Annotated in this window: 23 protein-coding genes and 1 tRNA gene; 11 read left to right on the plus strand and 13 right to left on the minus strand. The window is 72.3% G+C overall.

Annotated elements, in window-relative coordinates:
• Positions 1–155 precede the first annotated feature (155 nt).
• Positions 156–575: a DUF2267 domain-containing protein gene (locus ACGFR9_RS29875; protein WP_393214499.1), complete on the plus strand. Its 420-nt coding sequence runs from the start codon at positions 156–158 to the stop codon at positions 573–575.
• Positions 557–1,198, plus strand: a complete 642-nt coding sequence (locus ACGFR9_RS29880; protein WP_393214502.1) for a dienelactone hydrolase family protein — start codon at positions 557–559, stop codon at positions 1,196–1,198. The genes ACGFR9_RS29875 and ACGFR9_RS29880 overlap by 19 nt, the downstream gene beginning before the upstream one ends.
• Before the next feature lie 40 nt (positions 1,199–1,238).
• Here ACGFR9_RS29880 and ACGFR9_RS29885 read toward each other — a convergent pair whose 3' ends face one another.
• The 6 genes from ACGFR9_RS29885 to ACGFR9_RS29910 all read right to left on the minus strand — a co-directional run bounded on the left by ACGFR9_RS29885 (position 1,239) and on the right by ACGFR9_RS29910 (position 5,770).
• Positions 1,239–2,234: a polysaccharide deacetylase family protein gene (locus ACGFR9_RS29885; protein ID WP_393214505.1), complete on the minus strand. Its 996-nt coding sequence runs from the start codon at positions 2,232–2,234 to the stop codon at positions 1,239–1,241.
• Positions 2,235–2,259: 25 nt separating this feature from the next.
• A complete protein-coding gene (locus ACGFR9_RS29890) occupies positions 2,260–3,264 on the minus strand; it encodes a glycoside hydrolase family 11 protein (protein ID WP_393214508.1) in 1,005 nt (334 codons plus the stop codon).
• A gap of 248 nt (positions 3,265–3,512) precedes the next feature.
• Entirely contained in the window at positions 3,513–4,136 is a 624-nt protein-coding gene (locus ACGFR9_RS29895) for a hypothetical protein (RefSeq protein WP_393214511.1), read from the minus strand.
• Between the two features lie 87 nt (positions 4,137–4,223).
• On the minus strand, positions 4,224–5,027 hold the full coding sequence (locus tag ACGFR9_RS29900) for a hypothetical protein (protein WP_393214514.1): 804 nt from the start codon (positions 5,025–5,027) through the stop codon (positions 4,224–4,226).
• Positions 5,024–5,395: a TraR/DksA C4-type zinc finger protein gene (locus ACGFR9_RS29905; protein WP_030226045.1), complete on the minus strand. Its 372-nt coding sequence runs from the start codon at positions 5,393–5,395 to the stop codon at positions 5,024–5,026. The genes ACGFR9_RS29900 and ACGFR9_RS29905 overlap by 4 nt, the downstream gene beginning before the upstream one ends.
• A gap of 51 nt (positions 5,396–5,446) precedes the next feature.
• A complete protein-coding gene (locus ACGFR9_RS29910; RefSeq protein ID WP_393214517.1) occupies positions 5,447–5,770 on the minus strand; it encodes a TraR/DksA family transcriptional regulator in 324 nt (107 codons plus the stop codon).
• Between the two features lie 273 nt (positions 5,771–6,043).
• Between ACGFR9_RS29910 and ACGFR9_RS29915 the strand changes: the two genes are divergently transcribed.
• The 4 genes from ACGFR9_RS29915 to secD are packed head-to-tail and all read left to right on the plus strand — an operon-like array spanning position 6,044 to position 10,463.
• On the plus strand, positions 6,044–7,033 hold the full coding sequence (locus tag ACGFR9_RS29915; protein ID WP_393214519.1) for a HAMP domain-containing sensor histidine kinase: 990 nt from the start codon (positions 6,044–6,046) through the stop codon (positions 7,031–7,033).
• Positions 7,030–7,716: a response regulator gene (locus tag ACGFR9_RS29920; protein ID WP_393214522.1), complete on the plus strand. Its 687-nt coding sequence runs from the start codon at positions 7,030–7,032 to the stop codon at positions 7,714–7,716. Before ACGFR9_RS29915 ends, ACGFR9_RS29920 begins: the two co-directional genes overlap by 4 nt.
• Positions 7,713–8,108 (plus strand): hypothetical protein, encoded by a 396-nt coding sequence (locus ACGFR9_RS29925; protein ID WP_393214525.1) that lies wholly within the window; start codon positions 7,713–7,715, stop codon positions 8,106–8,108. Before ACGFR9_RS29920 ends, ACGFR9_RS29925 begins: the two co-directional genes overlap by 4 nt.
• 42 nt (positions 8,109–8,150) lie before the next feature.
• Positions 8,151–10,463, plus strand: a complete 2,313-nt coding sequence (gene secD, locus ACGFR9_RS29930) for a protein translocase subunit SecD (RefSeq protein ID WP_393214528.1) — start codon at positions 8,151–8,153, stop codon at positions 10,461–10,463.
• 69 nt (positions 10,464–10,532) lie between these two features.
• Here secD and ACGFR9_RS29935 read toward each other — a convergent pair whose 3' ends face one another.
• A complete protein-coding gene (locus tag ACGFR9_RS29935; RefSeq protein ID WP_393214702.1) occupies positions 10,533–12,410 on the minus strand; it encodes an ABC transporter ATP-binding protein in 1,878 nt (625 codons plus the stop codon).
• 162 nt (positions 12,411–12,572) lie between these two features.
• Between ACGFR9_RS29935 and ACGFR9_RS29940 the strand changes: the two genes are divergently transcribed.
• From ACGFR9_RS29940 to ACGFR9_RS29950, 3 genes are all read left to right on the plus strand, one after another.
• Entirely contained in the window at positions 12,573–13,472 is a 900-nt protein-coding gene (locus ACGFR9_RS29940; RefSeq protein ID WP_393214704.1) for a YbhN family protein, read from the plus strand.
• A gap of 179 nt (positions 13,473–13,651) precedes the next feature.
• Positions 13,652–14,749, plus strand: coding sequence for a mechanosensitive ion channel family protein (locus tag ACGFR9_RS29945; RefSeq protein ID WP_393214531.1), 1,098 nt, complete (start codon positions 13,652–13,654; stop codon positions 14,747–14,749).
• A 146-nt stretch (positions 14,750–14,895) separates the two neighbouring features.
• On the plus strand, positions 14,896–17,115 hold the full coding sequence (locus ACGFR9_RS29950; RefSeq protein ID WP_393214534.1) for an NADP-dependent isocitrate dehydrogenase: 2,220 nt from the start codon (positions 14,896–14,898) through the stop codon (positions 17,113–17,115).
• Positions 17,116–17,187: 72 nt separating this feature from the next.
• Here the strand turns inward: ACGFR9_RS29950 and ACGFR9_RS29955 are convergent, their stop codons facing one another.
• On the minus strand, positions 17,188–17,529 hold the full coding sequence (locus tag ACGFR9_RS29955; protein ID WP_393214536.1) for a DUF5713 family protein: 342 nt from the start codon (positions 17,527–17,529) through the stop codon (positions 17,188–17,190).
• 86 nt (positions 17,530–17,615) lie between these two features.
• Here ACGFR9_RS29955 and ACGFR9_RS29960 point away from each other — a divergent pair, with 86 nt between their 5' ends.
• A complete protein-coding gene (locus ACGFR9_RS29960) occupies positions 17,616–18,434 on the plus strand; it encodes an N-formylglutamate amidohydrolase (protein ID WP_393214539.1) in 819 nt (272 codons plus the stop codon).
• A 117-nt stretch (positions 18,435–18,551) separates the two neighbouring features.
• On the opposite strand, the gene ACGFR9_RS29965 is transcribed toward ACGFR9_RS29960, so the two are convergent.
• The 3 genes from ACGFR9_RS29965 to ACGFR9_RS29975 are packed head-to-tail and all read right to left on the minus strand — an operon-like array spanning position 18,552 to position 21,069.
• A complete protein-coding gene (locus tag ACGFR9_RS29965) occupies positions 18,552–19,007 on the minus strand; it encodes a hypothetical protein (protein ID WP_393214542.1) in 456 nt (151 codons plus the stop codon).
• Positions 19,004–19,579, minus strand: coding sequence for an RNA polymerase sigma factor (locus ACGFR9_RS29970; protein WP_030226003.1), 576 nt, complete (start codon positions 19,577–19,579; stop codon positions 19,004–19,006). The genes ACGFR9_RS29965 and ACGFR9_RS29970 overlap by 4 nt, the downstream gene beginning before the upstream one ends.
• A 59-nt stretch (positions 19,580–19,638) precedes the next feature.
• Positions 19,639–21,069: a S8/S53 family peptidase gene (locus tag ACGFR9_RS29975; protein ID WP_393214545.1), complete on the minus strand. Its 1,431-nt coding sequence runs from the start codon at positions 21,067–21,069 to the stop codon at positions 19,639–19,641.
• 102 nt (positions 21,070–21,171) lie between these two features.
• Here ACGFR9_RS29975 and ACGFR9_RS29980 point away from each other — a divergent pair, with 102 nt between their 5' ends.
• The gene (locus ACGFR9_RS29980; RefSeq protein WP_393214548.1) at positions 21,172–23,802 is read left to right on the plus strand and encodes a CHAT domain-containing protein; all 2,631 of its coding nucleotides are present in this window, start codon (positions 21,172–21,174) and stop codon (positions 23,800–23,802) included.
• Between the two features lie 291 nt (positions 23,803–24,093).
• On the opposite strand, the gene ACGFR9_RS29985 is transcribed toward ACGFR9_RS29980, so the two are convergent.
• Both ACGFR9_RS29985 and ACGFR9_RS29990 read right to left on the minus strand, forming a co-directional pair.
• Positions 24,094–24,167 (minus strand) — tRNA-Pro (locus ACGFR9_RS29985).
• A gap of 70 nt (positions 24,168–24,237) precedes the next feature.
• Positions 24,238–25,560, minus strand: a complete 1,323-nt coding sequence (locus ACGFR9_RS29990; protein ID WP_393214550.1) for an MFS transporter — start codon at positions 25,558–25,560, stop codon at positions 24,238–24,240.
• Positions 25,561–25,624 lie beyond the last annotated feature (64 nt).

A 25,624-nucleotide genomic window follows, 5' to 3' on the forward strand; every position in this document is an offset into this window, starting at 1 on the left:
GCCGGGCCCCTCTCGGCCCGCGGCGCCCCAGGGGCTTCCCCTCCGGCCCCTGTCCGCCCTTCGGGCCTCGGACTGGAGCGGTGGGTGGGCTGAAGGTGGGTTCGGTGGGGTACTCGGTGGGGACGTGATCGCATCGTGAGGGAGGACGGGGCCTCATGCATCATGACGAGTTCATCGGGAAAGTGCAGGCTCTTACGCGGCTTCCGGATCGCGGGACGTCCGAGCAGGCGACCCGGGCGGTGCTGAGCACGCTGGCCGAGCGGCTGCCGGGCGGACTGGCGGAGCATGTGGCGGCCCAGTTGCCGCCCACGCTGGCCGCGCCCATGCGGGAGGCCAAGGACTCCTCCTCGGGCGAGCGCTTCGGCCTGACCACGTTCGCAGGACGGATCGCCGGGCGCGCGCGGACGGACGAGGATGGTGCCGTACGCGAGGCCGCCGCCGTACTGGAGGTGCTCGACGCGGCGCTCGCTCCGGAGCTGACGGAGAAGGTGGTGGCGGCGCTTCCCAAGGACATCGGCGGTCTGCTGCCCGCCGCCCGTGCCGTCGAGGACACCGCGTGGTCTCCGCATCCGTGACGGTCCCCTCGGATGCGGCGGGGCTGTCGGGCGATCTCGTCATCCCGGCCGGGGCGCGCGGAACCGTGCTGTTCGCGCACGGCAGCGGCAGCTCACGGCTCAGCCCCCGTAACCGGGCGGTCGCCGCCGCGTTGCGGGACGCGGGGTTCGGCACGCTGCTGCTGGATCTGCTGACGGCGGAGGAGGAGCGGGAGGACGACGCGACGGGACGGCATCGCTTCGACATCGGGCTGCTCGCCCGGCGGCTGGCGCATGCCGTCGACTGGCTGGAGCGGCAGCCGGACGGTGTGGGTCTGCCGGTGGGACTGTTCGGGGCCAGTACGGGTGCGGCGGCGGCGCTGGTGGCGGCCACCGAGCGGCCGGAGCGGGTGTCGGCGGTCGTGTCGCGGGGCGGACGCCCCGACCTGGCGGGCGACGCGCTCGCCCTGGTGTCCTGTCCGGTGCTGCTCGTCGTGGGCGGTGCCGACGAGACGGTGCTCGGCCTCAACCGGGAGGCCGCCGGCCGGCTGTCCACGGCGCACGAGGTCCGTGTGGTGCCCGGCGCGACCCATCTCTTCTCCGAGCCCGGTGCGCTGGAGCAGGTCGCCGAGCTCGCCGCCGACTGGTTCCGCGAGCATCTGTGAACGGGCCGCGGCGCACAACGCGCCGCGGCCCGCCACGGGTTCAGCCGGTACCGCAGGAGACGGTCGGCCAGTTCCAGTTGCCGTTGGCCATGATCGTCACCCCCCAGTTGTCGCCGCTGCCGTTGGGCTTGGCGACGAGGGTCTGGCTGTTGGGGTACGAGGTGCTGACGTTCCAGGTCGAGGAGACCTTCGCCGGGGACGGCACGTTCATGGTCACCGTCCAGTCGGCGTCCCCGCTGACGGAGACGTTGAGGTTGTAACGGTCGCCCCAGCGGTTGCCGGCGGACAGCGTCGCGGTGCAGCTTCCGGTGTCGCCGCCCCCGCCCCCTCCCCCGCCGCCGGAGCCGTCGGGGGCGACGGCGCGGCCGGTCTGCGGGGAGATCATGCCCGCGCACAGGCCCCGGGAGGCCAGGTTCTGCGCGATGCGCGGGATCGCGGCGATGGTGTTGGCCGGCCAGTCGTGCATCAGGATCACCTGGCCGCTTGTGAGCCGGGAGGCGGCCTGCACGATGGCGTCGGTGCTCGCGTTGTTCCAGTCCTGCGAGTCGACGTCCCAGATGATCTCGGTCAGGCCGTACTTCGCCTCGACCGCGCGCAGCGTCGAGTTGGTCTCGCCGTACGGCGGACGGAACAACTTCGGTGTGCCGCCGCCGGCGTTGGCGATCGCCTGCTGGGTGCGGGCGATCTCGGAGTCCATCTGGGACTGGCTCAGCTGGGTCATGTGGGGGTGGGTGTAGCTGTGGTTGGCGACCCACATGCCCGCGTCGACCTGGGCCCTGACCAGGGAGGGGTTGGCGGCGGCGTACTGGCCCTGGTTGAACATCGTGGCCCGCAGCCCGTTCTGCTTCAGCGCGTTGAGCAGGCTCATGGTGGTGCCGGTGGACGGGCCGTCGTCGAAGGTGAGTCCGACGTAGCCGTTGCAGGCGGCCGCCTGTGCCGGTGCGGCGTCCAGGGTGGCGGTGGCCGTACCGGCCAGGGTCAGCGCGGCGACGGCCAGTCCCGACAGCAGGGACCGGGGGACTCTTCCGGTGCTCATCTGCGGTGGTCCTCCTCGTGGGGGGTCAGCCTGCGCTGCAGGAGACCGTCGGCCAGTTCCAGTTGCCGTTCGCCATGATCGTCGCGCCGAAGTTGTTGCCGTTGCCGTTGGACTTGGCGACGAGGGTCTGGCTGTCGGGGTAGGACGTGCTGACGTTCCAGGTCGAGGAGACCTTCGCCGGGGACGGCACGTTCATGGTCACCGTCCAGTTGCTGGAGCCGCTCACCGAGACGTTGAGGTTGTAGCGGTCGCCCCACTTCTCGCCGGCGGACAGGGTCGCGTTGCAGCCGCCGTTGCCGCCACCGCCACCGCCGCCACCACCGCCGCCACCGGAACTTCCTTCGCTCACCGTGATGTTGGAGCTGCCGCTGCTCTGGTAGCCCTCGGTGGCCATGATCATGTAGTTGTGGCTGCCCAGGTTCATACCCTTGCTCGCCCAGGCGTCGAAGTGGTTGCCGCTGGTGATGGTGCCGCCCGTGCGCTTGGACTGCCGGACGCTCCAGTACTGGTCGAAGGTCCTGGTGCCCTCGATGGAGGGGGCGTTGTACCGGGTCGTCTTGTAGATGTCGTATGTGCCGCCGTCACTGGTGACGGTGCCCTTGTACTCGCCGGTGGGCCGGAAGGTGCCCCAGTTGTCGACGATGTAGTACTCGATGAGCGGGCCGGTGGTCCAGCCGTAGAGCGTCAGGTACGCGTTGCCGGACGGGTTGAAGCTGCCCGAGTAGCTGACGGTCTTGCGCCCGCCGGTGCTCCAGCCCTTGCCGGCCACGAAGTTGCCCGTGTTGCTCCAACGGGTGGAGTAGTTGCCGCCGGAGCCCAGGTCCATGGAGACGGTGCCCTGGGAGTCGGTCCAGAACGAGTACCACCAGCCGTTGTTGGTGCCGGTCTGGTTGGTGGTGACGGCGGCCGTGGCGGTGGTGGCGGTCAGGAGCAGCGCGCTGACGGCGGCCAGTGCGATGGTCCAGACGCTTCTGACACTCGGCAGCAGGCGGCCGCGTCTGCGGTCCTTCGGTCGCGCGAGCACATGCATGGGTGTGCCTCCTGTGACGGCTCGGTGGGGGGTTCGATGCGGGACAGTGTTGGCCTGCACGCGTCAACCGTCAACAGTTTCGGTGAATGTTTCGAAATCTTCGCTCGATCGAAGGAGTGGGTGGAAGTGGAGTCTTCGCAGTTCAAAGTGAGTACTGAACCGGTTGAGCTGCAGAAGACTCCACCGATGTGCTGGCAGTTGCCGAAGTCCAATGAGAGGTCTCCGAAACTTTCGGATGCCCTATCGGATCAGGTTGGTGTCGTCCAGCGCGGAGCCGTCCTCGCCCAGGCCGTGTCCCAGTCGTCGAGGTTGCGGCGGCGCACGGCGAGGCCGGTCGCGGCGTGGGCGGCGGCGCCGGCGAGGGCGACGCCCATGGCCGCGAGGAGCGCCCAGCCCATGGTGCGGCTGCGGATCTCCTTCGGAGTCAGCGGCGGATCCGTCGTCTCGCCCTCGGCCGTGATCCAGATACGGACGGTGCTGCCGGCGGCCAGTCCGGGCTCCACCTCCGCGCGGGTACGGCGTTCCAGCCCGTCCCGGGTGACGACGCGGACCTCGGCCGGATAGCGGGTGTGCTTCTCCTCGTCCGAGCCCGGCTCCGGGTGGCGGGGCGCGTCGTGGGTGAGGGTCGCGGTCGTCACATGCCGGGTCAGCTTCTGGTGACGGGCGGTGTCCTCGTAGTGGGCGCGGGCGGTCTTGGCCGCGACGAGTGCGGCCACGGGTGCCAGGGCAAGTACGGCGATCAGCACCCCGAGACCCAGCCAGGCGTGGAAGCTGTCGGTGCGCCGGCGCAGGGGGTTGTGCCGCCAGCGCCACAGCAGGGGGCGCGCGGGCGGGCCGGGGGGTGGCTGTGCCGGAGGTATTTCGCCGGCCACGTCAAAGCTCCTTCCGGGTACATGACTTCTGGGTACGTGAAACGGGCTGGTGGGAGGGTGCCGGTGGCCGCGGACCCGCGGCGCCGGTCAGAGGGTGCCGCTGTCCGACGGGTGGTGGTGGGCCGACGCGAGCAGGCCGGCGGCCCCCCGCACGGCGGCGGTGTGCGGCGACGGGACCTGCGTGACCGGGCAGCCGAGGCTGCCGGGCAGGTCGCGGGTGATGTCGGGGCGCAGCGCGCCCCCGCCGGCCAGGAGGATTCCCCGGCGCAGGGCGGTACGGGTGAGCGAGGTGCGGTCCTGCCGCAGCATCGCGGTCACCATGTCGGTCACCGCCGCGGTGATGTCGCCGGGCGGTGTGCCGTCGGTCAGGTCGGCGGTGCCGAGCGCGGTGCGGCGGGCGTCGGTGACCGCGCCGTCCACGAGCAGCACCACCTCGGTGAGGTGGGCCCCTATGTCCACCACCAGCAGCGGCCGGATGTGGTCGGCGCCCGCCGCCAGGGCCACCGCGCGGGCGCCCGGGACGGTCATGACGGCGCGCGGGCGGAGGATCTCGACGGCGGTGCGGGCCTCGGTCCGGAAGGCGAGGCCGTCCAGGACCGGCGCAGTGACGACGACGAGCGGGCGGCCGATCCTGGGCAGCCGGTGCCCGAGCAGCCGTTCCAGCATCCGGGCCGTACCCGGGGTGTCGACGATGGTGCCGCGCTGGATGGGGTGGATGGCGCCCGTGCCCGGGAAGGTGACGGTGGGCACGTCGAGGACCATGCCCCGTCCGGCGATCCACGCGCGCGTGCGGGCGCTGCCCAGGTCGAGAGCGATACCTGAGCAGCGCCGGCACAGCGGCCAGTGCCGGTGCCGTACCGGAGCCGGAAGGACGCGCCGGATCACGGTCACCGGCCGGCCTCCCTCACCTGCTGGCAGCGCCCGCAGTAGCGGGCCTGGGGGACGATCAGCAGGCGGTGGCGTTCGACGGCGCGACGGCACAGATGGCACGTGCCGTACTGCCCGGAGTCCATCCGGGCGAGCGCCGCCTCGACGTCGGCGAGCACCATGCGCGCGGACGCCGCGAGCCGGACGCCGACCTCTACCTGGGCGGCGTCCGACTGACGGCGTTCCTCGGCACGGTTCGAGGAGTGGGTCGCGAACTGCCGGAGCTGCTCCTGCCGGAACAGCCGCTGCTCGTGCAGGTTCTCGCGCAGCGCGGCGAGGTCCTCGGCGTCGAGGACCGTGTCGCGCTCGCCGATGGTCTGGTGGGTCACCACTGCACCCCTTGGGCAGAGCGGGAGAGAAGGACGGACGGGGCCCGGTCGCGCCTAGGCGCCGCGCTGGCAGGCGACGCAGTACCGGGTGTGGGGGAGGATCTCCAGGCGCTCCGGCGGTACGGCCTTGGAGCAGCCCAGGCAGGTGCCGTAGGTGCCGTCCTCGACGCGTGCGAAGGCCTCGTCGATCTCCGTGAGGACGCGCTGGATGGCCTCCCGCTGGTTGGACATCAGGTGGTCGCCGGGACTCTGCCCCGTTTCGTCGAGCGCCTTGAGCTGTGCCAGGCGGGTCGAGCGGGCGTGCTCGAGGCGCTGCCGGACCTCGTCGGGGGCGGGATGGGCGGTACGGGGTTCGGTGCGGGGCAGGTCGAGCGACATGGACGGTCCTCCTCATGACGTACGGGTGATGACTCAACCCTGGCCCGTTTCCGGGCCGGCGCCCATTGGGCGCGGTACCCATCTGTGCGGGGTCCGAGGACCCACCCCGTCCGGGATGGGCCCGGTGGACGGGCGGAAATGGGTCGCGGGGCCCATCGACCGGGGCCGGTCCCTGGTGCATGCTGGCCGGTGTTGTCCGCCGGGACCATGAGGCCGCTGCCGCGTTCGCGGGCGCGGTGACCGACAGTAGAGGCAGACGAGAAAGAGGAAGGCGTGACCTCCGTGTCCCTGTACTGGCGGATCTTCGGGCTGAACGCGGTGGTGCTGGGCAGCGCCACCGCGCTGCTGCTGTGGGCTCCGGTGACCGTGTCCGTCCCGGTGCTGCTCACCGAGGCGGTGATCCTCGTCGGCGGCCTCGCCGTCATGCTCGTCGCCAACGCGGCGCTGTTGCGCATCGGTCTCGCCCCGCTGGACCGGGTGACCCGGCTGATGACCACGGTCGACCTGCTGCGCCCCGGCCAGCGTCTGCCCGTACGCGGCGGCGGTGAGGTGTCCGAGCTGGTCAGCACGTTCAATTCGATGCTGGAGCGGCTGGAGGGGGAACGCGTCGCGAGCAGCGCCCGCGCGATCCTCGCCCAGGAGGGCGAGCGCCGCCGTATCGCCCAGGAGCTGCACGACGAGGTCGGGCAGAGCATGACGGCCGTGCTGCTGGCGCTGAAGCGGGCGGCCGACGAGGCGGAGGAGCCGCTGCGCGGGGAGCTCCAGCAGGCACAGGAGATCACCCGGGAGAGCCTGGACGAGGTGCGCAGGCTGGTGCGCCGGCTGCGTCCGGGCGTGCTGGACGATCTCGGTCTGGTCAGCGCCGTCACCTCGTTGGCCACCGAGTTCGCCACGCACACCGGGCTGCGTGTGCTGCGCCGGTTCGACTCCGATCTGCCCGCTCTCGACCACGAGCAGGAGCTGGTCATCTACCGTGTGGCGCAGGAGGGTCTGACCAACGCCGCCCGGCACGCCGAGGCGCGGAGTGTGGAGGTGAGCCTGCGCACCGTCGACGGCTGCGTCGTCCTCGAGGTGAGCGACGACGGCCGGGGCATCGGTGCCGCACGCGAGGGCGCCGGGCTCCGCGGAATGCGGGAACGGGCCCTGCTGATCGGGGCCGACCTGGGCATCTCCAGCCTCGACGACCATCCCGTCGCCCCCTCCGCTCCGCCCGCCGGTACCCGGATCCGGCTCACCGTGCCCGTTGTCAGGAAGCAGTCATGAACCACGAGGACACCCACGAGGTCCCCCGGACGGACGCCCCGATCCGGATCCTGCTCGCCGACGACCACGCGCTGGTGCGGCGCGGTGTCCGGCTCATCCTCGACCGGGAGCCGGATCTGCGGGTGGTCGCCGAGGCCGGTGACGGCGCGGAGGCCATCGCCATGGCCCGTACCCACGACGTCGACCTGGCCGTCCTGGACATCGCCATGCCGCGGCTGACCGGCCTGCAGGCCGCCCGTGAGCTGACGGCGCTCAAGCCGGGGCTGCGCATCCTGATGCTGACGATGCACGACAACGAGCAGTACCTGTTCCAGGCGTTGAAGGCCGGCGCCGGGGGTTACGTCCTGAAGTCCGTCGCGGACCGCGATCTGGTCGCGGCCTGCCGGGCGGCGATGCGGGACGAGCCGTTCCTGTACCCGGGGGCGGTGACCGCCCTGATCCGTAATTACCTCGACCGGGTGCGGCACGGCGAGGAGGCGCCCGAGCAGCTGCTGACCCCGCGCGAGGAGGAGGTGCTGAAGCTCGTCGCCGAGGGGCACTCGTCGAAGGAGATCGCCGAGATGCTGTTCATCAGCATCAAGACGGTGCAGCGGCACCGCGAGAACCTGCTGCACAAGCTGGGTCTGCGGGACCGCCTCGAACTGACCCGTTACGCCATCCGCGCCGGGCTCGTCGAACCTTGACCGCCGCCCCGCGGGGACAGCGCACCCGCCTTCCGTTCCGGGCCGCCGCGGCGGTCCTCGCCGCGTTCGCGGCCGTACTGCTGACCCTCGGGTTCAGCGGCGGCGGCACGGAACTCGTCCCGGCACCGTACGGCCCCTCGGCCCACGAGTCGGACACCCGTCCGTACGGCGACGACGCCTATGTCGGCTCCCGCACCCCGCACACCAGGCCGGAGCGGGACGCCGGTGAGCGGGCGGTGCCCGCCGGTCATCCGCTCTTCACCGCGGCGGACACGCCGCGGATCCCGCCCCGCCCGGCCCGGCCCGCGCCGGCGGCCGGTCACGCGGCGCCCGCCGCCGCGCACATGCCCTCCGACCTCGGGCGCGCGCCGCCCGCCGCCTCCAGCACCTGAGACTTCCTCCTTCCCTTTTCCGCGTGCCTGCTGGAGGCATCTGTGAAACGTCCCGCCCGCGTCAGGGCGTTGTTCGCGCTCGCCGTGATCGCCGTATCCGTGTTCATCGCCGTCACCGTCCCGGTCCGTCTGGGCCTGGATCTGCGGGGCGGCACCCAGATCGTGCTGGAGACCCGTTCCACCGAGACCGTGAAGGCCGACGGGGCGGCCACCGACCGCACCCTGGAGGTGCTGCGCGGCCGGGTCGACGCGCTCGGCGTCGCCGAACCGAGCATCGTCCGCTCCGGGGACAACCGCATCATCGTCGAGCTGCCCGGCGTCCAGGATCCGCGCAAGGCCGCGGACGTCCTCGGACGCACCGCGCAGCTGTCCGTGCACTCGGTGCTCGGCGCCGCCGCCGCGACCGACAAGGCGAAGGAGGGCGAGCGTCTCCTGCCCGACGAGCAGACCGGTGAACAGCTCCGGCTGGCCGACGCGGCGCTGACCGGCCAGGACGTGAAGGACGCCGAGGCCCTCTTCGACCAGCAGAGCGGCGCCGGCTGGCATGTCACCGTGGACTTCGAGGACGACAAGGGCTGGGCGAAGCTGACCGGCGAGGCCGCCTGCCACCCGGCGGGCGATCCACAGCGCAGGGTCGCGATCGTCCTCGACAACAAGATCATCTCCTCGCCCCAGGTCGACCCGTCCGTCGCCTGCGGCGCGGGCATCACCGGCGGGTCCACCCAGATCACCGGTTCGTTCACCAGCGACGAGGCCAAGGAGCTCGCCCTGCTGGTCAAGGGCGGCGCGCTGCCGGTGCCGGTCGAGACGGTGGAGCAGCGGACGGTCGGCCCGACGCTGGGCGCCGAGGCCATCGAGGCCAGCGCCTGGGCGGCCGTCGTCGGCACCGCGCTGACCGCGCTCTTCATCATCGTCGTCTACCGCCTCATGGGTGTCCTCGCCACCCTGGCGCTGCTCTGCTACGGCCTGATCTCCTACGCCGGTCTGGCGGCCCTCGGCGCGACCCTGACGCTGCCCGGTCTGGCCGGTTTCGTGCTGGCCATCGGCATGGCCGTGGACGCCAACGTGCTGGTCTTCGAACGGGCCCGGGAGGAGTACGGCGCCCGTAACCGGCCGAGCAGCCGCTCGGCTCTGACCGCCGGCTTCAAGGGCGCGTTCAGCGCCATCGCGGACTCCAACGTCACCACCCTGATCGCGGCCGCGCTGCTGTTCGTGCTCGCCTCCGGGCCGGTGAAGGGCTTCGGTGTGACGCTGGGGATCGGTGTCCTCGCGTCCATGATCAGCGCCCTGGTGATCACCCGGGTGCTGGCCGAGTTCGCCGTGGCCCGCCGCTGGGTGCACCGCCGTCCGAAGATGACCGGTCTGGCGTCCATCGGCCGGGTCCGTACCTACCTCACTCGGCGCGACCCCCAGCTGATGCGGCACCCGCGCCGCTGGCTGGCGGTCTCCGCCGTGGTGCTGGTCGTCGCCGGCTCGGGCATCGCGGTGCGCGGGCTGAACTTCGGTGTGGAGTTCACCGGCGGCCGGCTGATCGAGTACTCCACCACGAACACCGTCGACCCGGACCACGCCCGTGAGGCGCTCTCCGACGCCGGTTTCCCGCAGGCCGTCGTGCAGTCCTCCGGCGACAACCGGCTGACGGTGCGCACCGAGGAGCTGACCAACGCGCAGGCCGTCGCGGTGGCCGAGGCGATCGACGGGGCCGGCGGCGGGGCGGAGAAGGTCCGCGACGAGCTGATCGGCCCGAGCCTCGGTGACGAGCTGCGCCGCAACGCGCTGATCGCGCTCGGGCTGGCCCTCGGCGCCCAGCTGCTGTACCTCGCCTTCCGGTTCCGCTGGATGTTCGGCACCGGCGCGGTCAGCGCGCTCGCCCACGACGTGGTCATCCTGACCGGAATCTTCGCGTGGCTGGGCAAGCCGATCGACGGGGTGTTCCTGGCGGCGCTGCTCACCGTCATCGGTTACTCGGTGAACGACTCCGTCGTGGTCTTCGACCGCATCCGCGAGCTGTGGCGGAAGGACAGCAAGGCACCGTTGGCGCAGGTCACCAACCGGGCGATCCTGCAGACGGTGCCGCGTACCGTCAACACCGGTATCGGCGTGATCTTCATCCTGGCCGCGCTGGCCCTGCTGGGCGGCGACTCGCTGACCGACTTCGCGCTCGCCCTGCTGATCGGCATGCTGGTGGGCACGTACTCGTCGGTCCTGACCGCGTCGCCGCTCGCCATCCGGCTCGACGCGTACGGCAGTGGCCGCAAGGGCGGCCGCGGCCGGGGCCGGGGCGGCTCCGGGCGGGTGAAGTCCGGCGCCGAGGACCGCCCGGAGCGGACGAGGACCGCCGCGCGGACCCGGTAGCGGCAGCCGGAACACCATGCGGAAGGGGAGGGACGCCCACAGGTGTCCCTCCCCTTCCGCATGTCCGGCCTAGACCACCACCGTCTCCCCCGGCTGCCGTTCGAACTGGGTGCGGTACAGCTCGGCGTAGCGTCCGCCGGCGGCCAGCAGTTCCTCGTGCGTGCCGCGTTCCACGATCCGGCCGGCCTCGACCACCAGGATCAGGTCGGCGGCCCGGACGGTGGACAGCCGGTGGGCGATGACGACCGCCGTCCTGCCCTCCAGTGCCTCCGTGAGCGCCTCCTGCACGGCCGCCTCGGAGGTGTTGTCCAGGTGTGCGGTGGCCTCGTCGAGGATGACGACCCGCTGACGGGCCAGCAGCAGCCGGGCGATGGTCATGCGCTGGCGTTCACCGCCCGAGAGCCGGTAGCCCCGCTCCCCCACGACCGTGTCCAGACCGTCGGGCAGGGCGCGTACGAGGGTGTCGAGGCGGGCGCGGCGAAGGGCGTCCCACAGTTCGGACTCGGCCGCCTCCGGACGGGCCAGGAGCAGGTTGGCGCGCACGGTGTCGTGGAAGAGATGACCGTCCTGGGTAACCATCCCGAGAGTGGCACGCAGCGAGGCGGCGGTCAGCTCGCGGACGTCGACGCCGCCTACGCGTACGGCGCCCGAGTCGACGTCGTACAGCCGCGGCAGGAGCCCGGCGATGGTCGACTTGCCCGCGCCGGAGGAGCCGACCAGGGCGACGGTCTGCCCGGGTTCGGCGCGGAAGGAGATGCCGTGCAGAACCACGTCACCGCCGCGTGTGTCGAGGGTGGCCACCTCCTCCAGGGAGGCCAGGGAGACCTTGTCGGCGGACGGGTAGCCGAAGCGGACGTCGTCGAACTCGACGGAGACCGGGCCCTCGGGCAGTTCGCGGGCGTCCGGCTTCTCCTGGATGAGGGGCTCCAGGTCGAGGACCTCGAAGACCCGCTCGAAGCTGACCAGCGCGCTCATCACCTCGACCCGTGCCCCGGCGAGGGAGGTGAGCGGGGCGTAGAGCCGGGTGAGCAGCAGGGCAAGGGCCACCACGGCGCCGGGTTCCAGGGTGCCGTCGAGGGCGAGCCGGCCGCCGACGCCGTAGACGAGGGCGAGCGCGAGGGCGGAGACGAGGGTCAGGGCGGTGATGAACACCGTCTGCGCCGTGGCCGTACGGACGCCGATGTCCCGTACGCGGCGGGCGCGGACGGCGAACTGCTCCGACTCCTCCTCGGGGCGTCCGAACAGTTTGACCAGGGTGGCGCCGGGGGCGGAGAACCGCTCGGTCATCCGGGTGCCCATGGCGGCGTTCAGGGCGGCGGCCTCACGCTGCATCCCGGCCATCCGCCGGCCCATGCGGCGGGCCGGGATCACGAACACCGGCAGCAGGGCCAGCGCGAGCAGGGTGATCTGCCAGGAGAGGGTGAGCATGACGGCGAGGGTGAGCACGAGGGTGACGAGGTTGCCGACCACGGTCGACAGGGTGTTGCTGAAGGCGCGTTGCGCGCCGATGACGTCGTTGTTGAGACGGGAGACCAGCGCTCCCGTACGAGTGCGTGTGAAGAACGCGACCGGCATCCGCTGTACATGGTCGAAGACCGCCGTCCTCAGGTCGAGGATGAGTTCCTCGCCGAGAGCCGCCGACAGCCGGCGCCCGAGGACGCCGAGGGCCGCCTCCGCGACGGCGATCAGCGCGATGAGCAGCGCCAGGCGTACGACCGTGGCCTCGGCGCCGCCGGAGACGATGGCGTCCATGACCCGCCCGGCGAGTACGGGGGTGGCGACGGCGAGCGCGGCCGTCGCCGTGCCGAGGAGCACGAACAGGATCAGCCGGCGGCGGTGCGGGCGGGCGAAGGCGCCGATGCGGCGCAGTGTCGCCCTTGTCAGGGGTCGGTGCTCGTCCTCGGCGGTCATGACGCTGCGCAGCTGTGTCCACGCTGTGGTCTCCATGCTCATGCGGACGACAGTAGAACCTCGAGCATGATTGAGGTCAAGGACGGCCCCGCCCCGCTGCCCGGCCGTCAGCGGGCGTCCGGGCCGCCGCAACCCGCCGTTGTCGCGCGCCGGACATCCTCGGGGGCTGTGACGGGGACGATCCGCCGGATCCTGTGTGTGCTGCCGCTGCTGCTGGTGACCGTGGTCGCGGTGCGGCACCGGTCGGTGCTGGCCGAGGGGTTCGCCCAGTTGGCGACGGCCCGCTGGCCCTGGCTGCTGGCGGCGGCCGGCGCGACCTGTCTGACCTGGGTGGCGGCCGCGTGCACCCGGCAGGGCGCGGTGCTGGAACGGCTGCCCCGACGGCGGCTGCTGGCCACGCAGTTCGCGGCGGGCGCGGCGAACCATCTGCTGCCCACGGGGCTGGGCGCGAGCGCGGTCAATCTGCGGTTCATGACGGTGTGCGGGCTCCCGCCGGCCCGTTCCTCGGCGGCACTGGCGCTGTATCTGCTGGCGGAGTCGGCCGGCCGGGTGGGGCTGCTGGCGGCTCTGCTGGTGGCGTTCCCCGGCGCGCTGCGGTTCGGTTCGCTGCTGCCCGAGGGGACGTTCGGTCCGCTGCTGCTCGCGGTCGGCGGGCTGCTGGCCGTCGTCGTGGTGGCGCTGACGGCCGTACGGCGGCTGCGGCGCATGGTCGTGGGGTTCCTGCGGACGGCGCTGGGCGAGGCGCGGTCGGTGCACGCCCTGCCGTCGCGGGCGCTGGCGCTGTGGGGCGGGGCGCTGGCCTTCCCCGCGCTGCAGGCGGCGGCGCTGGTACTGGTGGGGCTGGCGTTCGGGCTCGCGGTGCCGCCCGCGCACATGGCGGTGGCGTATCTGGCGGCGACGGTCGCGGTGGCGCTGGTGCCGACTCCCGGCGGGATCGGCTCCGTCGAGGCGGCGCTCGTGGTGGCGCTGGTGGCGGTGGGCGGCGCGGCGGCGGTGGCCACGGCGGTGGTGCTGGTCTTCCGGATCATCACGATGTGGCTGCCGCTGCTGCCGGGGGCGCTGACGCTGGGCGTGCTGGTACGGCTGAAGGTCATCTGACCGCCGGGCCGGGCCCGTTGGTGCGAGCCGCCCGGTGGGATACGGCAGGATGAGCGATCGCGCCGACCGCAGGTCAGGGACGGTCGGCGCGCCTACTTCCCGTAGAACTCGAACAGGTGACGACACGTGACACGAATGCACATACGCCCGTCGGCCCGGGTGTCCGCCGGAGGTGAGCGGTGACCCGAGCCCTCACCGGACACGATCTGGCGTACGCCGGTATCGCTGTCGTGGCCGGCCTGCTGGCGGCGTTCCTGCTGCGGATGCTGCTGCGCTGGCTGGGCAGGCACGCCGATCGCACCCGCTGGCGCGGGGACGACGTCCTCGTGGACGCGCTGCGCATGATCGCGCCCTGGGCGGCGATCGCGGCGGGTGCGGCCTCCGCGGCGGCGGCGCTGCCGCTGACCCGCGCCGTGCAGCACAGCGTCAACCAGACGCTGACGCTGCTGGTCATCTTCGCCGCGACGATCTCGGCGGCACGGGTGGTGGCGGGGCTGGTGCGTTCCGTCACCCAGTCCCGCTCCGGGGTCGCCGGGTCGGCGACCATCTTCATGAACATCACCAGGATCCTGGTCCTCGCGATCGGCTTCCTGGTGGCGCTGCAGACGCTGGGCATCTCGATCGCCCCGCTGCTCACCGCCCTCGGCGTCGGCGGTCTGGCGGTCGCGCTGGCGCTGCAGGACACGCTCGCCAACCTGTTCGCGGGCATCCACATCCTCGCCTCCAAGACCGTGCAGCCGGGTGACTACATCCGGCTCAGCAGCGGTGAGGAGGGCTATGTCGAGGACATCAACTGGCGCCAGACGACCGTGCGTCAGCTGTCCAACAACCTGGTGGTCATCCCGAACGGGCAGCTCGCCAAGACGAACATGACCAACTTCATGCGTCCCGAGCAGCAGCTGACCATCCTGGTCCAGGCCGGGGTGTCGTACGACAGTGACCTCGAGCAGGTGGAGCGGGTGACGAAGGACGTGGTCGCCGACGTGATGACGGAGATCACCGGGGCGGTGCCGGAGCACGAGCCGGCGGTGCGGTTCCACACCTTCGGGGACTCCCGGATCGGCTTCACCGTGATTCTGGGCGTCGGCGAGTTCAGCGACCAGTACCGGATCAAGCACGAGTTCATCAAGCGTCTGCACCGCCGCTACCGCGAGGAGGGCATCCGCATCCCGTCACCGGCCCGGACGGTGGCACTCCAGCAGGGCTCGGTGGTGTTCCCGCAGCAGCGCGACACGGACGCCGCGGAGGACGACATGACGGCCACCCGGCCCATCTGAGCGCACCGGCCGGGTGATCTCCCGCCGCCCGGGAAGGCCCGCGGCGGGAGATCGACCGGAAGTGGGCGCGGACCCCTGTCGAGCCCCGGCCGGTCACGAGATATCTTGATGTCGAGCAATGTTGCAGACGTGGAGCGGAGCACCCGGTGACTGACTCGACCATCATCTATACGCACACTGACGAGGCCCCGGCCCTGGCGACGTATTCCTTCCTGCCGGTGGTCCGGGCGTACGCCTCTCAGGCGGGTGTCACCGTGGAGACGCGTGACATCTCGCTGGCCGGGCGCATCATCGCCCTGTTCCCGGAGTACCTGGCCGAGGACCAGCGTGTCCCGGACGCCCTCTCGGAGCTCGGTGAGCTGGCGAAGACGCCGGCGGCCAACATCATCAAGCTGCCGAACATCTCGGCGTCGATCCCCCAGCTCAAGGCCGCGATCGCCGAGCTGCAGGGTCAGGGCTACGCGCTGCCGGCGTACCCGGACGACCCGAAGACCGACGAGGAGCGCGACATCCGCGCCCGCTACGACAAGGTCAAGGGTTCGGCCGTGAACCCGGTGCTGCGCGAGGGCAACTCCGACCGCCGCGCCCCCGCCTCGGTGAAGAACTACGCCAAGACCCACCCGCACCGCATGGGCGCCTGGTCCGGCGAGTCCAGGACCAATGTGGCGACCATGGGTGAGAACGACTTCCGCTCCACCGAGAAGTCCGCCGTCATCGCCGAGGACGGCGCGCTGCGCATCGAGCTGGTCGGCGACGACGGCACCACCACCGTGCTGCGCGAGTCCGTGCCGGTGAAGAAGGACGAGGTCGTCGACGCCTCCGTGATGCGCGTCGCCGCGCTGCGTGAGTTCCTGACCGCGCAGGTCGCCCGCGCCAAGCAGGAGGGCGTGCTGTTCTCCGTGCACCTGAAGGCCACGATGATGAAGGTCTCCGACCCGATCGTCTTCGGCCATGTGGTGCGCGCCTTCTTCCCGAAGACGTTCGCGCGGTACGGCGACAAGCTCGCCGCGGCCGGCCTGACCCCGAACGACGGTCTGGGCGGCATCTACAAGGGCCTGGAGTCGCTGCCCGAGGGCGCCGAGATCAAGGCGTCCTTCGACGCCGAGCTCGTCGAGGGCCCGGAGCTGGCGATGGTCGACTCCGACAAGGGCATCACCAACCTGCACGTCCCCTCGGACGTCATCGTCGACGCGTCCATGCCGGCCATGATCCGCACGTCGGGTCACATGTGGGGCCCGGACGGCCAGGAGGCCGACACCCTCGCGGTGCTCCCGGACTCCAGCTACGCCGGTGTCTACCAGGCCGTGATCGAGGACTGCCGGGCCAACGGCGCCTACGACCCGTCCACCATGGGCTCGGTGCCGAACGTCGGTCTGATGGCGCAGAAGGCCGAGGAGTACGGCAGCCACGACAAGACCTTCGAGATCCCCACCACGGGCACGGTCCGGCTGGTCGACCAGGCCGGCAACACCGTCCTCGAGCAGACCGTCTCCGCCGGTGACATCTTCCGCGCCTGCCAGACCAAGGACGCGCCGATCCGCGACTGGGTCAAGCTGGCCGTCACCCGCGCCCGCGCCACCGGCGCCCCGGCCGTCTTCTGGCTGGACGCCACCCGCGCCCACGACGCCAACCTGATCGCCAAGGTGGAGCAGTACCTCACGGAGCACGACACCGAGGGCCTGGACATCCGCGTCCTGAACCCGGTGGAGGCCACCAAGCTGTCGGTGGAGCGCATCCGCCGCGGCGAGGACACCATCTCGGTCACCGGCAACGTGCTGCGCGACTACCTCACCGACCTGTTCCCCATCCTGGAGCTGGGCACCAGCGCCAAGATGCTGTCGGTCGTCCCGCTGATGGCGGGCGGCGGCCTGTTCGAGACCGGTGCGGGCGGCTCCGCGCCGAAGCACGTGCAGCAGCTGGTCAAGGAGAACTACCTGCGCTGGGACTCCCTCGGTGAGTTCTTCGCGCTGGTGCCGTCGCTGGAGCAGTACGCCTCGGTCACGGGCAACACGCGGGCCAAGGTGCTCGCCGACGCCCTCGACCGCGCCACGGCGACCTTCCTCAACGAGGACAAGTCCCCGACCCGCCGCGTCGGCGGCATCGACAACCGCGGCAGCCACTTCTACCTGTCCCTGTACTGGGCGCAGGAACTGGCCGCGCAGAGCGACGACGCCGACCTGGCGAAGGCGTTCGCCCAGCTCGCCGAGGTGCTCGCCACGAACGAGGCGACGATCGTCGACGAGCTGAACGCCGTCCAGGGCAAGCCGGCCGAGATCGGCGGCTACTACCAGCCCGACCCGGCCAGGGCCGCCGAGGTCATGCGCCCGTCCACCACGTGGAACGAGGCGCTGGCGTCCCTGAGCTGACGCTCCCCGGGTACTCCGCCCCGGCCGGCCTCGCGCCCGGCCGGGGCGGAGCCGTGTCCGGCGGGTGCCGGCTCACCAGTCCCGCGGGGCGATCAGCTCCTCGATGTCGGCGTCCGCGAAGCCGTAGGCCCGCGCCACGAACCGGAACTCCCCGCCTATCTCGTCCCGGGCCACCGTCTCGATCTCGCTGCCCGCCTCCACGAAGGCGTCCTGAAGGTCGTTGAACTCCTCGGTGGCGGCGTGGGTCAGCGCGTAGAGCGCGGCGAGACCGGCGGGGCGCTCCGCCTCGATGCGCTCGCACAGCGCGAGCAGCACGGCCCGGCCGCGGTCCACCACAGGGTCGGGGTAGTAGGTGCTCCGGTACAGGGCGCTCAGGAACGGGTGGGCGGTCACCTGCTCGTTGCTGATCGGCATGAGGGGCCTCGCTGGTCGGCGTTGTCAGTGGGATGTGGCACCTTGATCATGCCGTGCACCACTGACAATCCCCCTGGAGCAGCCGAATGACCGCTACACCGCCGTCCTGCGAACTTCTGGCCGGTGACCCGGACTCCCCCGTGATCCTGCATGTGCCGCATTCCTCGCGGGAGATACCGGCGGATGCGCGGTCCGGGATCGTACTGGACGACACCGGCCTCGAGCGGGAGCTCGACCACATCACCGACTCGCACACCGCGGCGATCGCCGAGGCCGCGGCCCTGGCCGCCGGTGTCACGCCCTGGCGGTTCGTGAACGGGCTGTCGCGGCTGGTCGTCGACCCCGAGCGGTTCCCGGACGAGCGGGAGGAGATGCTGGCCGTCGGCATGGGCGCGGTCTACACGCGGACCACGCACAAGGATGTGCTGCGGCCCGACGGTTTCGACCCCGGGCCGCTGGTCGAGCGGTACTTCCGGCCGTACGCGCGAGCGATGACGCAGGCCGTCGCCGGCCGGCTCGCGGCGACCGGGCGGGCCGTGATCATCGATGTGCACTCGTATCCGAGCGCCCCGCTGCCGTACGAGCTGCACGGCGACGGGCCCCGCCCCGAAGTCTGCCTGGGGACCGACTCGTTCCACACCCCGGCCGCCCTGCTCGACGCCGCCCGCGAGGCGTTCGCACGGTGCGGGGAGACGGGGCTGGACAGCCCGTTCGCGGGGACGTACGTACCGCTGGAGTTCTACGGCGAGCGGGCGGAGGTGTCGGCGCTGATGGTGGAGATCCGCCGCGACACATACATGACCGAGCCGGGAGGCCCCACAACCCAGGGCCTGCACGACCTGACCTCGGCACTCACGACCCTGATCGACACGCTCTCCAGCAAGAACAGCCCCTCCGGCGTTTGAGGAGCGGGGGCCCGGGGGCAGGGCCCCCGGGGACGGGAACGGGAAGGGGCGGCGGGGGCGAAAACCCGGGCCGGCCGCCGGGAAGACACGACCGCCCCTCGACGATCCACAAAGGCGTCAGGCCCGGAGCCACTCCGTGACGACCACGTCCGCACCCGTGTGCAGACGGAGGGCGAACGGACCGGCGGGCGGATCCGTGGTGGCGAAGCGTCCCAGATCGTCGGCGGTCAGGGAGACCGCCTGCGACGGCCCCCCGAGCACCTCCACACGACCCGGCTGAGGCGGCAGCACCTGCCCCAGCAGCCCCTCCGCCGTCACCTCGACGTCCAGCGTCACCTCCCCGGCGGTGAACGTGAGCATGCGTGGCACGTCCGTCGCTCCCCTGACCGGGATCGCGTCGACCAGTGAGTCGAAGGTCAGTTCGGCCACCCGGGCGTCGAGGTCGTGCAGCGCGTACGCGTCGACCGCGAGCTGCAGCAACGCCGGAGGGAGCGGGTCCAGGACGGCGGCCGCCTGCCGGAGCTCCTCCTCCAGCAGATCGGTGTCGAAGTCGTCGTTCAGGCCGTCGCTCACGTCGCCCCCCGTTCCTCGAGCCGGGCCCTCAGCCGGCGCAGACAGCGCTGGCGCAGCGGTCCGATGCTGCCCACCGCGATGTCGAGCGCGGCGGACACCTCCTGATAGCTGGGCGGCGGCGACGCGATCAGTACGCGCAGCAACTGCCGGCACCGCTCGCCCAGTTCCTCGAACTCCTGCCACAGCCGCCGCACGCGTTCGCTCTGTGCGGCCGCCTCCTCCGCCTCCAGCAGCGACTGCTCCGGCGCACCGTCCTCGCTGACCCGGTCCAGCAGCTGCGGATCGTCCGTCAGCATCAGCCGGCGGGCGTCCCTGTGCACCTTCAGACATTCGTGCCGCGCGGTACTGGCCAGCCAGGAACCGGCCTTGTCGGGTTCCCGGAGCCGCCCGAGATGCTGGGCGAAACGGAACCACACGGTCTGGTAGACCTCGTGCGCGTCGGCGTCGGAGAGCCGGTGCGAGCGCACCACGGACCACACCAGTGGGCCGAGCCCTTCCACGATCGACTTCCAGGCCGCCGCGTCACCGTCGACAGCGGACCGGACCAACGCGCCGACTTCCCTACGCTCCACGGTCACACCCCTCGTGTACGGCCAGTCATCGTACGCCGTGGAGGGGAACGCTCCGGTCGTCATGTCCGTGCGGAGGGTGGTGAGACGGACACGGGGCGCCAGGTGGGCGGAAGGAGCGCGGGGACGTGCGCCCCGCGCACTTGTGCGTACTCGGTGTTCGCGTCGAGGAGTTGGCGCCGGGCCTTGCGCGGGTCGGTCTCCGCCTGGGCGGTCATGTGGGCGGCGACCATGCCGACGGCGACGGGGGTGGCGAACGAGGTCCCGCTCCACTGGGCGAGCCCTTCGAACATCACCTGGTCCGGCTTGCCGGTCGTGCCGTCCTCGCTCAACACGCCGCTGTGGCGCGGGTGGTGACAGGTGCAGGCGTAGGTGAAGCCATAGCGGCAGGCGTCGTACGTGGAGTGCTGGTACACGTACGGGACGGGTGTCTCGAAGCCGGTGAGGGCGCCGGTGAGCCGCTCGCCGGGCGCGTACGCCTTCACCCAGCCGCCGTGGTTGCTGAAGCAGGCGCCGAACTCGCCGTCCCCGCGCAGCGCGCCGACGGACAGGACGGCGTTCTCGTAGCCGGGCAGCGCGGCGTAGGCGGCGGGCCAGAAGGGGGTGGCGCTGCCGTTGTTGCCCGCGGCGGCGACCAGCAGCGTGGGGTGGTCGAGCAGTTCACGCATGAAGGCGTCGACGCCGAGGAGTCCGTCGGTGCGGCCGTTGGACGTGCCGGCGGAGAGGCTGATGACGTCGGGCCAGCCGTCGCGGTCCACGGCCTCGAAGAGTTTCTCGCCGAACTCGGACTCCAGGACGGCCCCGGCGTCGTTGAGCGTGCCGCGGACGGTGATGTCGGTGTTGGGTGCGACGGCGGCGACGAGTCCGGCGATGAACGTGCCGTGCCCGCAGTACTCCCGCAGGATCCCGTCGCCGTCGCACTCCTCCACCTGCGCGTCGCCGCGGGTGTGGGCGAGCAGCGGGTAGGAGCCGTGGTCGTGCATGAGGCCGGTGTCGATCACGAGCACGCCGACGGCGGTCTCGGGGTCGTGAGCGCCGTCCACGGCGGCCGGGTTGGGCCGTGCGCCGCGTCCCACGGGCACGGGCTCGTCGCCGGGGCAGGCGTTGACGGCGATGGACACCACGTGGTTGCGGCTGACGAGGCGGCGGCCGGTGCGGTCCTCTGCCGCCGAGAGGGCGCGCAGGGCTCCCGCGACCGCCGGGTCGCCGCTGCCGTCGCCCTGGCCGGGGTCGGCGACCCGGATGCGGGTGATGCCGGAGCGGTTGGTCTGCGGGCTCGTCCGGCGCACCTGGTCCGGGGTGAGGCCGGCGAAGGTGGTGAAGTGCTGCCGCACGGTGTCCTCGACGACGCGGGCCTCCTCGCCGTCACGGGCGAGGACGACACCCTTCTCGTAGAGGAACTCGCCCGCGTCGTCCGGCCCCATCGCCAGCGGGACGTCGGGCATGGAGCGCTGGATCTGGGTGAACTGCTCGCGGAATCGCTGTGGTGCCATGGAGTTCCTCCACTGGTGCGACGGCGGCCGGTGCCGCGGAGCTGTCGTGTAAGGAGAGCCGTGAAGCGGGGGTTTGATACAGCGTCACACCTGTGAGGCGTGATGACCGAGAACTACCATCGTGGGGTGACAGCGGGAAGCGACACGGTGCTGGAACTGCTGCCGATGGTGTTCGCCGACCCCGGTGAGGCGCGGGCGAGGGCGGAACAGGTGCTGGGCGACCGTCCCCCGGCCCTGCACGCCTCCGTGGCCCATCAGGTGATCGGCATCTGGCAGCGCGACTTCGGCGATCTGCGGCTGGCCCTGACCCATCTGCGGCGGGCCCGTACCTGGGCGGCCCGCGCGGACTCGGCGGAGCGGGAGGCGGACGTCCTCGCCACGCTCGGGGTCGCGCTGGTGCACGCGGGGCGCACCCGGCAGGGCATGGACGCGCTGGGGCGCGGTGTGGAGCGCGGCAGCGGGCACACCCGCGCGCGGGTGCTGTTCCGCCGGGCGTACTCGTGGTGGGTGCTGGGACATCACAAGGAGGCGCTGGAGGACGTACGGCGGGCCATTCCCGTGCTGCGGCAGGCCGAGGACGTGATCTGGACGGCGCGGGCGCTGACACTGCGGGCGACGGTGCATCTGGCGCTGGGTTCGGTGGAGCGGGCGGTCGCCGATTTCACGGCGGCGGAGGCGTTGTGGGACACGACGGGCCAGGAGCACGACAAGGCGGACGCGGTGGAGAGCCGGGGGCTGGCCGCGTTCCGCGCGGGTGACATGCCGGCGGCGCTGCGGCTGCTCGACGAGGCGGAGGAGCGGTACGCCAAGCTGGGCACGCCGACGTTCATGCTGAACATCCGGCGCTGCGAGGTGCTGATGGCCGCCGGGCTGGCCGCGGAGGCGCTGGCCGAGGCGGACGCGGCGGTCGGAGCGCTGGACGACATCGGCGGGCAGTCCACGCGCAAGGCGGAGCTGCTGCTGGCCGCCGCGCGGGCGGCCCGCCTCGCGGGGGAGCCGCAGACGGCGATCGCTCGTGCGGCGCTCGCGGTGCGGCTGTTCGCCGGTCAGCGGCGCACCTGGTGGGAGACGCACGCGCGGCTGGTGCTCATCGGGGCCCGGCACGCGGCCGGGCACGCCTCGGCCCGGCTGGTCGCGGACGCGGCGGCGGTGGCCGGGCGGCTGGCCGCACTCGGGGCGCCGGCCGCCCCCGAGGCGTCCCTGCTGGCCGGGCGGATCGCCCTGGACCTGGGGCGGACGGCGGAGGCGGAGCGGCATCTCGCGCTCGCCGCGCGGAGCAGGCACGGCGGGCCGCCGCTCGCGCGGCTGACGGGCTGGGCCGCGCAGGCGCTGCGCGCGCGGGCCGCCGGTTCCCCGCGCGGGGTGCTGGAGGCGTGCCGGCGCGGCCTGGACGTGCTCGACGACCACCGGATGACGCTGGGCGCCTCCGAGTTGCGGGCCCGCGCCACCGCGCAGGGCGCGGAGCTGGCCGCGCTCGCCCAGCGGGCCAGCCTGGTCTCGGGCGGGCCGCGGCGGCTGCTGGTGTGGAGCGAACGCTGGCGGGCCACCGCGCTGTCCGCACCGCCCACCCGGCCGCCCGCCGACCGCGCACTGCTCAGCGGTATGACCGCCTACCGGGAGATCGCCGCCCGCGCGGAGGAGGCCCGTATGGAGGGCAGGCCCGTACCGGCGCTGGAGCGGGACCAGCGGCGGCTGGAGCGGGAGATCCGGTCCCGGACGCTGCACATGCGCGGTGAGGCGCCGGACGGCGGGGACCGGTTCGACGTCGGACGGCTGCTCGCGCGGCTGGGTGACGACACGTCCCTGGTCGAACTGGCCGTGCTCGACGGGCGGGTGCAGGTGCTGCTGTGCGGGCGGGGGCGGGTGCGGCGGTTCGAGGCGGGGCTGCTGGCGGCGGCGGAGACCGAGGCCGAGCACATACAGGCGGGGCTGCGGCGGCTGGCCCATCCGGGGGCGCAGGCGCGGCTTCCGGTGGTGGAGGCGGCGGGCCGGCGGCTGGAGGAGCTGCTGCTCGGCCCTGCCGCGGCGCATCTCGGTGAGGGCCCGGTGGTGATCGTGCCGCCGGGACGGCTGCACCGGGTGCCGTGGGCGCTGCTGCCGTCGCTGCGGGAGCGGGTGGTGAGCGTGTCGCCGTCGGCGAGCAGCTGGCTGCGCGCGAAGGAGACGGCGCCGCCGCCCGGCGGGCGTCAGGTGCTGGTGCGCGGTCCGGGGCTGGCGACGGGCGGTGCGGAGGTGCCGGAGCTGGCCGTCCGCTACGGCGGTGCGACGGTCCTGGAGGACGACGACGCGACGGTGCCGCGGGTGCTGCGCGAGCTGGACGGGGCGGGTCTCGCGCACATCGCCGCGCACGGCGCGTTCCGCGCGGACGGTCCGATGTTCTCGTCGCTGCGGATGGCCGACGGGCCGCTGATCGTGCACGACTTCGAACGGCTGGACCGCAGCCCGTACCGCATCATCCTGTCCTGCTGCGACACGGCGCGGTTCGCGTCGGTGGGGGCGGATGAACTGCTGGGCCTGGTGACGGCGTTGTTGCCGTTGGGGACCGCGGGGGTGGTGGCGTGCAGTTCGCCTGTCAACGATGCGGCGGTCGTCCCCCTGATGGGGGCCCTTCACAAGGGGCTGGGGGCCGGGTTGTCGTTGGCGGAGGCGTTGCGGGACGCGCGGGCCTCTCTGCCGTCGGACGCGGTGCATCGGGCCACGGGGTGGGCGTTCAGCGCCTTCGGGCCGGCGTGAGCTCCGCCCCGGGCGGCCTCGGGTGGGTGGGGGCCGCCCGCGCGGTTCCCCGCGCCCCTTCAGGTGGGCCCACCGCACCGACCTCAAAGGGGCGCGGGGAACTGCGCGAACAACCACAACGCGCCCGCCACCCCGCAACGAAACCGCGCGTCTGCGGCGCGGACCCGCCCCCCAGGGGCGCGGGGAACTGCGCGAGCGGCCACGGCGGGCCCGCGGCCGACGACGAAACCGCGCGTCTGCGACGCCGAAAGCCGTACCGGAAAGCATCCGGTACGGCTTTCGAACCACTCGTCGGGACGACAGGATTTGAACCTGCGACCCCTTGACCCCCAGTCAAGTGCGCTACCAAGCTGCGCCACGTCCCGATCGTGATCACGCAGGTCAAAGCCTACCCCATCGGGACGTGGGCGAGTCGGGCGTCGCCCGCGGCCGGGCTCAGCCGGTGGTGACCAGGTGCCGCGGCGCGGCACCGCGCCGTGCCGTCCGCGAGGTACGCAGCGCCGCGATCCCGATGAACACCATCGACGCCGTGCCGGCCAGCGCGAAAACCGTGAAGCCCCGGTCGCCCTGGCCCGCGGCGAGCAACTGGCCGCCCAGCCACGGTCCGAAGACCGCGCCGAAGCGGCCCATGCCGGAGGTCCAGCCGACCGCGGTCGCGCGGTTGGCGGGGGCGGAGCCGATGGAAACGGTCGCGTAGATCATCGTCTGGGCGCTGTTGAGGAACACGCCGGTGAGGAAGACGACCACGAAGGTCAGCGTCAGCGGCATGTGGACGCTGAGCAGGAACACCCCGGCGGCCGTCAGCGCGAACCAGATCGCCGAGATGCGAGGGGCACCGAACCGGTCGGAGGCCCGCCCGGCGACCAGCATGCCCACGATGCCGCCGAGGTTGAACAGGACGACGAAGGTGAGCGCGGAGCCGAGTTCGTAGCCCTCGCTGCGCATCAGCGTGGGCAGCCAGGTGGCGACGCCGTAGACGAGGAGCAGGCCGCCGAACGAGGCCAGCCAGTACAGCAGGGTCTGCACCCACTCGCCACCGCGGAACAGGTTCAGCAGGTTGGCCCAGGGGGCGCCGCCGGTACGGTCCTTGGCGGCGGGCACCTCGACGTCGTAGCGGCCGGCCAGCGCCGCGGCCTCCTCGGTGCGGCCCCGGGCGACCAGGAAGCTCAGCGACTCGGGCAGGAAGCGGGCGAGCACGGGGACGAAGAGCAGCGGGACCACACACACCCAGAAAGCGGCGCGCCAGCCGAGCGGTTCGACGATCCACAGGGCCACGTAGGCGGAGAGGATGCCGCCGGCGTGGTGGGCGGTCATCAGCAGGCCGATGGTGAGGGCGGCGCGGGTGCGCGGGGCGTAGTCGGAGACCATGCTGATCGCGGTGGGCAGCAGGCCGCCGAGGCCGACACCGGCCAGGGTGCGGCCGAGACCGAAGACGGCGACGCCGTTCGAGACCGCGCAGATGCCCGAGGCCAGCGAGAACAGCGTGACGCAGAAGACCATCAGCTTCTTGCGGCCGATGCGGTCGGCGACCGTCCCCGCGGTCAGCGCGCCGACGAGCATGCCGAAGGTGGCGTAGCTGCCGAGGTCGCCGGCCTGGCCGGAGGTGATGCCGAGGGCCTTCTCCTCGAGCATGTGGGGCAGCACCGAGCCGTAGATGAACATGTCCAGGCCGTCGAAGAGCACGGCGAGCCAGCACAGGCCGACGACCAGCGGGGCCAGTCTGCTGCCGCGTGCGGACAGCGCGGAGGAGGAGGACATCGTTGTTTTCCTCTCGTCCAGGAGGAGTCTCCCTGGAGGGGACGTGTGATGGGGCGACGCTAAG

Source organism: Streptomyces sp. NPDC048584, from assembly GCF_043199595.1.
Lineage (GTDB): Bacteria > Actinomycetota > Actinomycetes > Streptomycetales > Streptomycetaceae > Streptomyces > Streptomyces edwardsiae.